Here is a 14,221-nt window from a genome sequence, read left to right as displayed (position 1 = left end):
CAATTTTACAAATGCTAAACATTAATGCTGTATGTAAAATGCTATTTTTGAAAATGAGTTCAAAAGCAGAAATTTTATCAACAATTATAAAGAATAGGAGAAGTATTTTTCCTGAAAGCTACATACAACAGGAAATTCCAACTAATATCATTGAGCAGATTTTAGAAAGTGCTAATTATGCACCAACCCATAAATTAACACAGCCTTGGCGCTTTACAGTCATCAGAAAAGAAGGCAAAGCCAAACTTGGTGCTGAGTTGGGTAGGATTTATAAAGAAACAGTCCCTGCCGAAAAGTTCCTTCAGAAAAAATACGACAGTTTTGGACAAAAAACATCGCAGGCTGAGGTGATTGTTGCCATCAATATTCAATTTCATGAAGATAAAGTGCCAAATTGGGAAGAAATTGCTGCTGTTGGTTGTGCCGTACAAAATATGGCCTTAACCGCTGAAGCTTTAAACGTTGGTGCTTACTGGAGCTCACCTCCATTGATTGACCACTTAGGAGATTTTTTAGGCTTGGCCGAAAATGAGAAATGCTACGGCTTGTTCTATATGGGCTACCATAATGCCGAACAACGTGAGGCTAACCGCACGCCAATGGCCGATAAGGTGAAATGGATAGAAGGATAACAATATTTTTATAGCATTTAGTTAGGGAGAATGTTCGATGTTCTCCCTTGCTGTAGCTCCTAAACAACTAACCAACCAAAAAACCAACCAACTACCCAATTGATGCAACTAAAAAACGAACTCTATCAGCTTTGCTTAAATTTTGTAGAACAGCGCATTGCCACGGCGAACGAAGCTTTATTACAGGCTCAGGAAGCTAGTAATGATGACACCAAAAGTAGTGCAGGGGATAAGTTTGAAACAGGTCGCGAAATGGCTCAACAGGACATTAATCGTAATAAGCAGTTGTTGGCTGACGCGCAACAGCAAAGGGCCATCTTACAATCTTTAAAGGATATAGGAGACACACACACTGCTCGAAATGGTAGCTTGGTCATCACCAATCAAGGGAGTTTTTACATCAGTATTAGTGCAGGTCAATTACAATTGGAAGGTAAAACTTATTTTGCTATTTCAGCAGTATCGCCAATTGGTAAATTGCTGATTGGTAAACCTGTAGGTGAACAGATTCTTTTCAATGGAAAAACATACCTTATTCAGGAAATTGCTTAAAGGTAATTAAGGAGAAAACACAATCACATGGACAAATAGGGGTGTTATTATACAATTATAGTAGATAACAATTAAAGATATTAATACTATTGAGTTTGCTATGTGTCTATGTGGTTCATTTAGGCAACTTTTCACATTTAAGTTTAAGCCTTTTTTATTTCATTAATAATTGTTTTACTTAAAACTCTTTTTAATGCTATGCAATAGATTTTTAGCCGTATAATTTCCTGGGTCAATAATTCTCCTAATGGTGTATAGAGGATAGTTTTCGTCTCTTTTGGTAGAAAGGATAAAAGCTGCTTTAAAACCGTGTTCCTTTAATTTTGGCAAGGAACTGCTTTTGTAAACTCCGTAAGGATAAGCGAAGTATTCAACTTTTTTACCCGTAATTTTTTCCAATTTTTGAGTGGGTTCGTCAATCTGTGTTTTCCAATCTTCCTCATTGAACTTAGCAAAGTTCTTATGGTCGTAGGTATGGCTGGCAATCACGTTACCTTGGTCAGAAAGCTCCTTGATTTGTTGAGCGTTCATGTAGGCAATTCTTCCTTTTTTGCCAATGGAAACCGTCATGATGAAATAGACCCCCTTAAAGCCATACTGTTTTAAGGTAGGGTAGGCCACGGTATATTGGTCCAAGTCCGTATCATCAAAAGTGAACATAATTGGCTTTTCTGGAAGTTTTTTACCGTAAACCAAATAGTCATAAAGCTGGTCGGGAAGTATCGATTGATACCCGCTATCGGCCAACATTTTAACGTGTTCTTTAAATTTAGCAGGAGAGATAATATCATCTTTTGCTCGTTTACCATCACTCGGTAGCCATTCCCTTATTTGGTGGTAGCACAATACTGGTACTTCTTTTTTGGCTAAAATAGTCGCTGCATCAGCCGCTTTTAAAGTGTCGGTTTTTGGCGCAGCGGTAACAGAAGAAGTATCGTTAGTTTTGGTGGTAGCGCTTAAACTGCTTTCGCCGGAAGAAGATTGGCAGCCCGAAAATAGAAAGGGGCATAAAAATAATGCCCCAACTAGAAATTTTTTCATTATTAATTTAGCAAAATGTGCTTAACAAAAATGTGGTTTAAATCATCTTAAAAGCTTTTTACAATATTATTGTGCAAAGTTTTAGGGCTCCAATGGCCGCTGGCAATAATTCTTCTAACGCACATTAAAGGATCATTCTCATCACGTTTATCAGCCAAAGCGAAAGCCATTTTAAAGCCTCTTTTCTTTAGCTCTGGAAAGCCTTCTTTGTTCCATAAACCAAATGGATAAGCGAAGTACTCGATTTTTTTACCAGTAATTTCTTCCAGCTTTTTGGTTGGTTTATCTAATTGTTCTTCCCAATCTTTACCTGTGTATTTTTTAAAGTTTTTATGGTCGTACGTATGGCTACCAATGGTATTGCCTTCGTCAGCAAGTTCTTTAATCTGTTCTGCACTCATGTAATTTACAAACTTGCCTTTTTTGCCAATGGAAACCGTCATGATGAAATAAGCAGCTTTGTATCCATATTTCTTTAGGGTTGGGTTAACCACAGTATATTGATCTAAAACCGTATCATCAAAAGTAAGCATAATAGGCTTCTTTGGAAGTGCTTTGCCCTCGTTTAAATAAGCATAAAGCTGATCAGGCAAAATGGTGTGATAACCACTGTCCGACAACATTTTCATTTGGTCTTTAAAGTTTTGTATCTCTACGGTATAGTCTTTGCCCATGGCACCATCCGTAGCTCTCCAGTTACGTACTTGGTGGTAGCATAAAATTGGGACCTGCGGTCTTGCCAATATTGTTTTCGCATCAGCTACCTTAATATTTTTAGTATCAACAGGGGTGCTTTGATTTTCAGTTGGTTCTGTATTGGCCACATTAGTTACGCTATCCTTAGTTTCACTAGTTTTGGCAGTTTGTGATTTTGATTGGCACCCAGCTCCATAAACCAGTGCCAATGCCATAAGAGGTAAGAAAAATCTTTTCATAAAGTACTATAAATACGAACAAAACTAAGCAATAACATCAGAATTGATAACGGTGTTGATAAATATTTGCGTATCCTTTTAAGAAGTATAAAAGTGTTGAAATAAACTCACTCAATTATTACATAAAAACCGTTACGCTCACATCTTTTTGATTTAAATTAGCTCATTCAAATTTCTATTACTTAACTAACTAAATAAATGAAAAAACTCTACTTGTTCTCACTGTTAGGCTTGTTTTCAGGGGTGGCAGCCAATGCACAAACCAAAACAATTACCACTACAGAAACGCTTCAGGTACCACAAAAAGCTAACTACCAGATGGCGGCCCGTTTTTCGCCCAGTAAACTGCGAAAAATGATTTATTCGACCAGTGTTGACCCGCATTGGTTAAAACAAAGCAATCGTTTCTGGTACGAATATGAAACACCTAGCGGGAAGAATTGGTACATCGTTGAACCTGCTTCGAGAAATAAAAAGCAACTTTTTGACCCAGCAAAGTTGGCTGCGGAAATCACTTTGATTACCCGTGATCCCTTTGATGCGCAACACCTTCCGATAGAAAACTTAAAATTCAGCAACGATGAAAAGTCGTTGACTTTCGAGATAAAAAGTACTATTGATGAAGTAAAACCAGATAGAAAGGATAAGAATGCAGCCGATTCAATGCAGAAGAAAATCTTCAAATTCCAGTATGAACTAGCTGGTGGAAAATTATCTGAGATCAAAGATTTTAAAAGACCCAAAGCAAAGCCAAACTGGGGAGCGGTAGCGCCAGATTCGTCTGCCATCATCTTTACCCGTAACTACAACCTATTTTGGATGGATAAGGCCAACTATCAAAAGGCTCTTAAAAATGAAGAAGATAGCACCATTGTGGAACATCAATTGACTAAAGATGGGGTAAAATCATACGCTTTTGGAAGCGATGGTAGCGGCGAGAACAATGAAGAAATAATTAAAAATGATAAAAAGCGTAGAAGAGCATTTGTGCTTTGGTCGCCAGATTCAAAATACTTTGTCATACAACGTTCAGATAGCAGGAAAGTAAAAGATCTTTGGGTAATCAATAGCGTTAGTGCAGGTAGACCAACTTTGGAAACTTACAAGTATCAAATGCCGGGCGAAGCCGAAGCTCCACAAGATGAAGTTTGGTTGTTTAATTTCGCCCAAAAAACGAGTAAAAAATTAAACGTTGCGGCTTTTAAAGACCAAAGTTTAAATACTTACAGCAAGCCAGCATTAAGCACAGATAGAGATAATGAATTCCGTCCAGCGGTTTGGTTAGGTGATAATGGTAAATTTTATATGAGCCGTACCAGTCGTGATTTGAAGCGTATTGATGTTTGTGTGGTAGACGTAGCGAGCGGTACGGTACAACCTTTGATCGAAGAGCGTTTTAATACTTATGTGGAAGTGCAACGTCCGGGTTTGGTGAACGGTGGTAAAGAGCTAATTCATTGGAGTGAGCGTGATGGCTGGGGCCATTTTTATTTGTTTGATGAAAACGGAAAGCTGAAAAACCAAATCACCAAAGGTTCTTTCCATTGCGAGGATATCGTAAACATCGACGAAAAAGCTAGAGTACTTTATTTTACGGCTAATGGTCGTGAGGCTAAAGAAGATCCGTATTATTACCACCTGTACCGCGTGAATTTTGATGGTTCAGGCTTGAAATTGTTAAATGCTGGCGATTTTGACCACGCCTCGAGTATGAACGATGATGCTCGTTACTTTGTAGATAATTATTCAAGAGTTAATACCACTCCAAAATCTACTTTGTACGACAACAATGGTAACAAGGTGATGGAGTTGGAGACTACTGATTTATCTTTATTGATGGCTGCGGGTTATAAATTTCCTGAACCATTTAAGGTAAAAGCTGATGATGGTGTGACCGATTTGTATGGCGTAATGTACAAGCCTTTCAACTTTGATCCAACCAGAAAATACCCTGTGATTGAGTATGTGTATCCAGGTCCGCAAACAGAAGCGGTAAATAAAGCTTTTGGCCGTAGCATGGACAGGATGGACCGTTTGGCGCAATTAGGTTATGTGGTAGTAACTGTAGGTAATAGAGGTGGCCACCCAGCACGTTCAAAATGGTACCATACTTATGGTTATGGCAACTTACGTGATTACGGTTTAGCTGATAAAAAAGCAACCATAGAGCAATTAGCAGATAGGTATTCATTTATTGATGTTAATAAAGTGGGAATCACAGGGCACTCTGGAGGTGGTTTTATGTCAACTGCAGCCATGTTGGTATATCCTGATTTCTTTAAAGTAGCAGTTTCTGCAGCGGGTAACCATGATAATGCGATATACAACCGTTGGTGGAGTGAAAAACATCATGGTGTGAAAGAAATCGTTTCCCTAAAAGGAGATACTTCTTTCAAATATTCGATTGATAAGAATCCAGATTTAGCGAAAAACCTAAAAGGACATTTGTTGTTGATGCATGGCGATATTGATAACAATGTACACCCAGCTAATAGTGTTAGGGTAGCTAATGCACTGATTAAAGCTGGAAAACGTTTCGATTTTATCATTGTACCAGGTCAACGTCACGGTTTTGGCGACATGACCGAATATATGTTCTGGCGGCTAGCTGATTACTTCAATAACTACCTGTTAGATGATTTCTCTCAATCAACCAATGTCAACATGACGGAAATGGATAGGGAAGTAGAGCGTAAGAATTAAGAATCAATTTATCAATAAAAAATCCCCAACGACGTAAGTTATTGGGGATTTTTTATTTGTAAAGTAAATAAGATTGACCTTAGCTTAGTTTACTAAATGAACTAAGTTGTCTTAGGTGGTTTAAAAAATGAACCAACCATCAATGCAATGGAGCCAGTGAACATCATTTGGCTATGCTTAAACGAACTAAAATGCCTTAGGTGGTTTAAAAAATAAACCTATTTCACCAACATCCTTGCCAACTCCGTGCTATCCCCGTTAAAAGCATTAAAATCCACCGCATGGCCAATACCATTAATTTTAGCTTTATCAGAGTGCTGCCAAAATTTCCAAAGGTTTTTATCCAGGCTCAATTTAGGTTGATAATAATGTGCGATCCATAAATGATAATCTTCAAATTCACCAGCCAAGTAATCTTTATAGAATTTTAATCCTGTATAAATAATTGGTTTCACCTTGGTTTTCATCTCTATATAATTGAGGAAATCTGAAAGTTCAAGACGCATTTTAGCAGGGCTAACCCCATCCAAACTTTCAATATCTACCACGGGAGGCAAATCACCTTTCTCAATATTCACTACCTGTAAAAAGAATTTTGCTTGTGCTTTCCCATCTTTTTTTGGCCTAAAGAAATGGTAAGCACCGCACATTAAACCTGCCTTAGGTGCCTCTCTCCAATTGCGTTTAAAATAAGGGTCAACCAGTAAAAGCCCTTCTGTAGCTTTAATAAAGGCAAAACTGATCTTCACCTCATCCTCTTTCATTTCTTTCACCTTAGGCCAGTCAATTTTGCCCTGGTAATAAGAAACGTCAATGCCATGCACGGTATGCTTTTTAGGTATTTTGATGTTGAAGCTATGGTAGGTTCTGTAATTTGGATCCTGTCCATAATCTTTCACCCAGCGCCAAGCGGATACAAAACCACTCAGGATGTAGCCATAATAGAACGGAGAGAGCAGTATAAGTAATAAACCTGCTACTGCCACTTTTAAAGCCATTGGAAAAGATTTTCCTTTCTTTTTGCCTGGAGTGGATGGTCTTGGCTTTACTTTTCGGATGGGGGATTTTCTTTTCTCTGGTGGCATAATACGGATACAACAAAGTTGAAGAAAAGTAGGAGAATAAAAAAGCCCCGATTTTACTCGGGGCTTTTTTATTCTATGAAAAATGGTTGAAATTATTCTTGATGACCACTAGCTTTTCTTCCTAAAACGGAGTTTTTCTTACCGTAGAAGAAGTAGATGGCTACACCCAATGCCATCCAGATCGCTAATCTAATCCAGGCCTCTATAGGTAATGAATACATTAAGTAAACACAAACAACGATACCTAAAATTGGCACTAAAGGAACTAATGGAGTTCTGAAAGGACGCTCTCTATCAGGATCTGTTTTACGCAAGATCATTACACCAATACAAACCAGTGAGAAGGCTAGCAAGGTACCGATAGATACCATGTGACCTAAGTCGGTAACTGGAACAAAGCCAGCAAATAAACTTACGAATACCATAAAGAAAAGATTGGTTTTGTAAGGAGTTCTGTATTTAGAGTGGATGCTACCAAAGAATTTAGGCAACAACCCATCTTTAGACATCGTATAAAATACTCTCGACTGACCCATTAACATCACTAGGATTACTGAAGTATAACCAGCCAAAATAGCAATGATTAATCCCATTTGCAACCAACTGTAACCTGTTACTTTAAATGCGGTAGCAGCAGGTGAAGCATCGCCTTTGAAAATTTGGAAAGGAACCAAACCTGTCATTACGTGAGCAAATAAAACGTATAATACGGTACAAACGGCTAATGAACCCAAGATGCCGATTGGCATACCCTTTTGAGGATTTTTAGCTTCTTGAGCAGCAGTAGAAACCGCATCGAATCCGATAAAGGCAAAGAATACCAAGGCAGCACCCGCAGCAATACCAGAAATACCAAATTCGCCATAAACACCAGTATTTTTAGGAATATAAGGAGTGTGGTTTTCAGGATTGATGAATTTCCATCCTAAAGCGATGAACAAAATCACCACCGCTACTTTAACAATTACCAAGAAGTTGTTAAGGCTTGCCGATTCTTTTGTACCACGTAGTAGCAATAAAGAAAGCAATGAAACAATCACGATAGCGGGAAGGTTAATACCTCCACCTTCAACTTCTGCAAATGATTTGGTTAAATAAAAAGGAAGTTCTAAGCCAAATTCGTGCAATAGTTTATTGAAATATCCAGACCAGGATACACCCACTGTAGCGGCACCTAGTGCATACTCTAGTACCAAATCCCAGCCAATGATCCAAGCCATAAATTCGCCCATAGTTGCGTAAGAATAAGTGTAGGCGCTACCTGCAACAGGTATCATCGACGCAAATTCTGCATAACATAACCCCGCAAAAGCACAGCCTATGGCAGCTAATACGAATGATAATGTTACAGCGGGTCCGGCATGTTCGGCAGCAGCTATACCTGTTAGCGAGAATAAACCTGCTCCAATAATTGCTCCAATACCTAATGCAACAAGACTCTTATTGCTCAAGGTACGCTTGAGAGTGCCTTCGCCACTTTCTGCCGATTCGGCAACAAGTACATCAATAGGCTTTCTTAAATTCATAAATTAATAATTAGTTGATTAGTTAGTTTGTTGATTTAAAAATTAACGCACCAAACCTAAAAAAAAATATCTACAAATGAAAAAGGGATTTTTTGCAAAATCCCTCTTATTTCGTAATAATTTAGTTTTTGATTACTGTATCGATTTCATTTACCAAAGTATCTATACTTTCGTTACCGAGAGAATCAACACTTTTTTGTATTCTGATTTCTTTTTTAACTTCTATGTCGCTGTTGTTTGTAGCATTTGCCGGAATAGCAATATAAGGCGCAATCACTAATGAAACAATCGACATCAGTTTAATTAAAATATTCATGGATGGACCAGAAGTATCTTTAAAAGGATCACCGACAGTATCGCCAGTTACAGACGATTTATGGGGTTCCGATTTTTTATAATACATCTCACCATTAATTTCTACACCTTTTTCAAATGATTTTTTGGCATTGTCCCAAGCACCACCAGCATTAGATTGGAAAATACCCATCAATACGCCCGATACCGTTACACCTGCTAGTAAACCACCTAATACCTCTGGACCAAACAAGAAACCCACAATTACAGGGGTAATTAATGCAATTGCACCAGGCATCAGCATTTCTCTGATAGAAGCCTGTGTAGAGATGGCCACACATTTTTCGTACTCAGGTTTTGCCTTGTACTCCATAATGCCAGGGATTTCTCTAAATTGGCGACGAACCTCCTGTACCATATCCATGGCTGCTTTACCTACCGCTTGGATACATAGTGCAGAAAATACAAAAGGGATCATACCTCCAACAAATAGACCCGCTAAAACAGGGGCTTTGTAAATGTCAATGGCCGAAATGCCAGCAATGCCTACAAATGCAGCAAATAAAGCCAAGGAAGTTAAAGCCGCCGAAGCAATTGCAAAGCCTTTTCCGGTAGCAGCAGTAGTATTGCCTACAGCATCTAGGTTATCAGTGCGCTCACGTACTTCTGGAGGTAATTGACTCATTTCCGCGATACCGCCTGCATTATCAGCAATTGGACCAAAAGCATCAATAGCCAATTGCATGGCCGTAGTAGCCATCATACCTGCAGCAGCAATTGCCACTCCATACAAACCTGCAAAATAATAAGAGGCCATAATACCTCCCGCTAATACCAAAATCGGAATTACGGTAGATTTCATTCCTACAGAAAGACCTGCAATAATGTTAGTGGCATGACCCGTGGAAGATTGTTGGATGATAGAATTAACAGGACCTTTACCCATAGCTGTGTAATATTCGGTAACAATACTCATAATAGTGCCCACTACCAACCCTACTACAATGGCGTAAAATACGTTAATGCTCGAAAATTCGTAACCACGTAAACTTAATGTTTCGGGCAACATCCATTTTACTAAAAAGAAGGATGCAATGCCAGTAATAATAATTGACGACCAGTTACCTAAGTTGAGCGCATTTTGAACGTTAGATTTTTCGTCTTTAATGGTTACAAACCAAGTACCAATTATCGAGAAGATAATACCTAGACCGCAAATGACCATTGGCAATAAAATAGGCGACATTCCACCAAAATTATCGGTTACAGTAATTTCTTGTCCTAGTACCATGGTCGCTAATATGGTGGCTACATAAGAACCAAATAAATCGGCACCCATCCCGGCTACGTCACCCACGTTGTCGCCCACGTTGTCTGCAATGGTAGCAGGGTTGCGTACATCATCTTCAGGAATGCCTGCTTCCACTTTACCTACCAAGTCAGCACCAACGTCGGCAGCTTTGGTATAGATACCGCCACCCACACGAGCAAAAAGAGCGATAGATTCGGCACCTAAAGAAAATCCAGTTAACACTTCAATAGCAGTTTTCATTTCGTTGCTATTGGCATTTATCACATTAAAATATTTTAGGAAAACAATGAATAAGCCGCCTAAACCTAATACCGCTAAGCCTGCAACACCTAAGCCCATTACTGTGCCGCCGGTGAAGCTCACTTTGAGAGCTTGTTTCAAGCTTGTTCTGGCCGCCTGTGTGGTTCTAACGTTGGCCTTTGTGGCTACTTTCATTCCTATGTACCCTGCTGTAGCGGAAAATACAGCACCAAAAATAAAGGCAATGGAGATGATCCAGCTTGAATGGATAGCTTTGCCATTTACCTCTGTTACAGTACCAGAGTAAGCTAATAAAGCGCCGGCCAATACCGCGAAAATGCTTAAAATTTTCCATTCAGCTTTCAAGAAGGCCATAGCGCCATCTGCAATGTAACCGGCCAATTCTTTCATGTTCGCATCACCGGCATCTTGCTTGTTTACCCAGGCGCTTTTTACCGCCATAACCAAAATGCCTACTAAGCCAAGTAGAGGAACGGCATAAATAAGATTGTTTTGTAAAAAATCCATAGTTTAAATTTATATTTAGTTGTTTAGTTGATATTCAATACACAAGGTAGAAAAAAAAATATTTGATTGTCAATATATTTTGTGCTTTGCTCCGAAAAAAACTTTAGGAAATCCAGTGTAGCCTTAACTCCCAATAAACCAAGCGTCAATCAAAGTCCATGTATCCGTTTGCATGGAGGGTATTGTGTTTTGTTATTGTATCGATATAGTTATAAAACTCAAATAAGCCAAACCGTAAAGTAATTATTAATATGCTTTTTCTATATTAGCTAGTAATAACCAAAAACTAAACTAAACAAATGGAAAATCAACAAGAGGAAGTCTCTTCTAAACGTAAATTGGGTCTTTTTGATGGCGTAATGCTAGTGATGGGTTCTATGATCGGCAGTGGTATTTTTATTGTGAGCGCCGACATTATGAGGAATCTCGGTTCTGGATATTGGCTAATTGTGGTTTGGCTGATCACCGGAGTGATGACCGTGGCAGCTGCAATTTCTTACGGAGAACTTTCTTCCATGTTCCCCAAAGCGGGAGGACAATACACTTACCTGAAAGAGATTTTTGGCAAAATGATGGGCTTTCTCTATGGATGGGGCCTGTTTGCGGTAATCCAAACCGGTACTATTGCCGCAGTTGCCGTAGCCTTTGGTAAGTTCACTGCCTACCTGATACCTGCGCTAAATGATGCCGCCCCAATTTTTCAAAGCGGAGGATATAAAATTACCTGGATACAGATTTTAGCCATTGGGGTTATTCTGTTGCTCACCTATATCAATACCAGAGGAGTAGAAGGGGGAAAACTGTTACAGAATATCTTTACAGGATCTAAAATTGTTGCGCTAATTGGTCTAATTGTTCTAGGTTTCCTTTTGGTAAAAAGTAATTTTTGGAGTGAGAATATGAGTTTTGGATGGGATGCTTTCAACAACCTCAAAACAGATGCCAGCGCTAACCTGCTGAAATCGGGGTGGGAATCTATTTCGGGAATGACCATATTAGGTGGTATTGCGGCCGCGATGGTGGGTTCGGTATTTTCTAGTGTGGCTTGGGAAAATGTGACCTTTGTTTCGGGAGAGATTGAGAATCCTAAGAAAAATGTAGTGCGTTCAATGGTTTTGGGAACTACAGCGGTAATGATTCTTTATCTGTTGGTTAATTTTGTATACCTCAATGCGTTAAACAGAGATGCTATTGCATTTGCGCCTAACGATAGGGTGGCAGTAGTGGTTTCAGAGCAGATTTTTGGAAGCGGAATAGGTACTATCATTATGGCGGTATTGGTCATGATTTCTACTTTCGGTTGCGTGAACGGAATTGTGTTGGCGGGTGCTAGGGTTTTTCAGACGATGGCCAAAGACGGAATGTTTTTTAAAGCAGCTTTACATAATAATAAAAATGGAGTTCCTGCAAAATCACTTTGGATGCAAGGCATTTGGGCTTCTGTACTATGTTTAAGTGGACAGTATGGTAACCTTTTAGATATGATCTCTTTTGTAATTGTATTATTCTATATGATTACCGTTTTTGGAGTGATTTATTTGAGGATAAAGAAACCTGGTATAGAAAGACCATACAAAACATGGCTTTATCCAGTTACGCCAGTTATTTATCTGTTAATTGGAGCTGCTTTCTGTATTCTGCTCCTGATTTATAAACAGCAATATACTTGGCCTGGATTAATAATCGTTTTACTTGGCCTTCCTATTTATTTGTTAATCAATAGAAAAAAGGAAGCCGCTAACAATTAAGGCTTAACCAAAAAAAAGGAGGAAGGGAGTATCTTAAGTGATGTTCCCTTTCTTTTTGTCATTCCGAGTTTCGAGGAGTCTCTATACTGCTTTTATTTTTTAAGCCAAACCTACGAGGTTTTCAATAAAATTAACGCTAAACCCTTTGCGTTCTTTGAGAAACTTCCTCCTGTCTTTACGCTAACTTTCCAATAAAAGCCCTGCTTCTTAAAATCGTAAATCTAAAATCGTAAATCTAAAATCTATTTTCTGTATTTTTGTGGCAATGGGAACAGCATTGGATTCGGGCATAAAGGGTTATAACAACTACGGGACCTACTTACGTGAGCACTATAATGGTCAACGGGTGTTTAAAGTAATTGTTGATGGCGGCTTTACCTGTCCCAATCGTGATGGTAGTAAGGGCTATGGTGGCTGTACCTATTGTAATGTCGATTCATTTACACCTGAACTTTCTAGAAAACTTCCAACCATTCAAGAACAATTGATAGAAGGCATGCGAAGGGCACGTAACTCTTACCGTGCAGAAAAGTTCATTGTTTACTTCCAGCCCAATACCAATACCTACGCACCCACACATTATTTGAAAATGATGTATGATGAAGCCTTGTCTATCAACAGTGAAGAAGTAGTGGGGTTTGCGGTGGGTACGCGTCCGGATTGTATTGATGCAGAAAAAGTAGCGCTATTGGAAAGTTATACTGATAGATATGATGTGGATTTGGAAATGGGGATGGAATCCATATATGATGAAACATTGGACCAGATTAACCGTGGCTGTAGCCATGGAGAGTTTGTGGAAGCTGTAAAGCTGTTGGAAAATACAAAACTTAATCTTTGTGTGCACACTATTTTCGGTTTTCCTTGGGAAACCAGAGAGATGATGCACGGTTATATTCATGAAATCAACAGGTTTCCGCAAATTAAATTTGTGAAATTTCATCATTTGCACATTGTGGAAGGTTCTATTATGGGCGTTAAATACAAGAAAAATCCTTTTAAGCTATTCAGTTTAGAAGAGTATACTGATTTGCTTTGCGAATTAATCCCGTTGCTACGTCCAGATATTGTGATCCAACGTCTTTTTGGTATTTCTGATTGGGATTTGCTGATTGCGCCAAACTGGGGTATCAAAAAATCGTCGATACAATCTTATATTGATAAAGAGATAGAGCGTAGGGGCATTATCCAAGGCTCAGCCTATCAAGAAATCTAATTTTTCTAATTTCATAAAGCAATATTCCATTCTATCCATTTAGTTGGACGGATATTCTAATGGTTCATTCTTTAATAAGGTAATGGGAAGGGCCATCTATAAACTTGAGTTCGGCTATTATTTTAGTTGATTTTAAGGCAAGAGGTCGGCTTTGTTTTGCTGAATCTGAAATAAATTACCTTCGGTGAGCTCGCCAAGGCTCGGTTTATTGCATAGCTTTCCGCTTCGCTAGCTGCCTACCCAGGCAGGTAGGCCAGGGTGATATTAAACCGGCGGTTCGTCATGCTGTCCGAATATTCGGGGTCAGTATCGGTTTTTGTATGTAGTTTTTATGTAATATCTATGGCTTGAATCTATTTTTTTTTTGGATTTTCTATTTGTTTTTATGTGTGTTTTTGGTTTTTATGAT

At 38.8% G+C, this 14,221-nt stretch carries 10 protein-coding genes; 5 read left to right on the top strand and 5 right to left on the bottom strand.

What is annotated here, in order from left to right; genetic code table 11:
* Together ABDV71_RS19895 and ABDV71_RS19890 are read left to right on the top strand one after the other, a co-directional pair.
* The coding region (locus ABDV71_RS19895; RefSeq protein WP_343535711.1) for a nitroreductase at positions 1-632 on the top strand (632 nt) is incomplete at its 5' end.
* A gap of 102 nt (positions 633-734) precedes the next feature.
* Positions 735-1,184 carry a 3-oxoacyl-ACP synthase gene (locus ABDV71_RS19890; protein ID WP_343535709.1) on the top strand — a complete coding sequence of 150 codons (450 nt, stop codon included), beginning with the start codon at positions 735-737 and terminating at the stop codon, positions 1,182-1,184.
* A gap of 174 nt (positions 1,185-1,358) precedes the next feature.
* Here the strand turns inward: ABDV71_RS19890 and ABDV71_RS19885 are convergent, their stop codons facing one another.
* Together ABDV71_RS19885 and ABDV71_RS19880 are read right to left on the bottom strand one after the other, a co-directional pair.
* Positions 1,359-2,225: a polysaccharide deacetylase family protein gene (locus ABDV71_RS19885; RefSeq protein WP_343535707.1), complete on the bottom strand. Its 867-nt coding sequence runs from the start codon at positions 2,223-2,225 to the stop codon at positions 1,359-1,361.
* A 47-nt stretch (positions 2,226-2,272) separates the two neighbouring features.
* Entirely contained in the window at positions 2,273-3,160 is an 888-nt protein-coding gene (locus tag ABDV71_RS19880) for a polysaccharide deacetylase family protein (RefSeq protein ID WP_343535705.1), read from the bottom strand.
* Between the two features lie 198 nt (positions 3,161-3,358).
* Between ABDV71_RS19880 and ABDV71_RS19875 the strand changes: the two genes are divergently transcribed.
* Positions 3,359-5,863, top strand: a complete 2,505-nt coding sequence (locus ABDV71_RS19875) for a DPP IV N-terminal domain-containing protein (RefSeq protein WP_343535703.1) — start codon at positions 3,359-3,361, stop codon at positions 5,861-5,863.
* Positions 5,864-6,081: 218 nt separating this feature from the next.
* Here ABDV71_RS19875 and ABDV71_RS19870 read toward each other — a convergent pair whose 3' ends face one another.
* The 3 genes from ABDV71_RS19870 to ABDV71_RS19860 form a co-directional block, all read right to left on the bottom strand.
* Positions 6,082-6,861, bottom strand: coding sequence for a glycoside hydrolase family 25 protein (locus tag ABDV71_RS19870; RefSeq protein ID WP_343535701.1), 780 nt, complete (start codon positions 6,859-6,861; stop codon positions 6,082-6,084).
* A 179-nt stretch (positions 6,862-7,040) separates the two neighbouring features.
* A complete protein-coding gene (locus ABDV71_RS19865; protein WP_343535700.1) occupies positions 7,041-8,474 on the bottom strand; it encodes an amino acid permease in 1,434 nt (477 codons plus the stop codon).
* Between the two features lie 121 nt (positions 8,475-8,595).
* On the bottom strand, positions 8,596-10,848 hold the full coding sequence (locus tag ABDV71_RS19860; protein ID WP_343535699.1) for a sodium-translocating pyrophosphatase: 2,253 nt from the start codon (positions 10,846-10,848) through the stop codon (positions 8,596-8,598).
* A gap of 299 nt (positions 10,849-11,147) precedes the next feature.
* On the opposite strand from ABDV71_RS19860, the gene ABDV71_RS19855 reads away from it, so the two are divergent.
* Positions 11,148-12,596 (top strand): amino acid permease, encoded by a 1,449-nt coding sequence (locus ABDV71_RS19855; RefSeq protein ID WP_343535698.1) that lies wholly within the window; start codon positions 11,148-11,150, stop codon positions 12,594-12,596.
* A gap of 265 nt (positions 12,597-12,861) precedes the next feature.
* The gene (locus ABDV71_RS19850; protein ID WP_343535696.1) at positions 12,862-13,812 is read left to right on the top strand and encodes a TIGR01212 family radical SAM protein; all 951 of its coding nucleotides are present in this window, start codon (positions 12,862-12,864) and stop codon (positions 13,810-13,812) included.
* Positions 13,813-14,221: the final 409 nt, after the last annotated feature.

This window comes from Pedobacter sp. (assembly GCF_039594775.1).
Lineage (GTDB): Bacteria > Bacteroidota > Bacteroidia > Sphingobacteriales > Sphingobacteriaceae > Pedobacter.
This window is presented reverse-complemented; position numbering and strand designations above follow the sequence as displayed.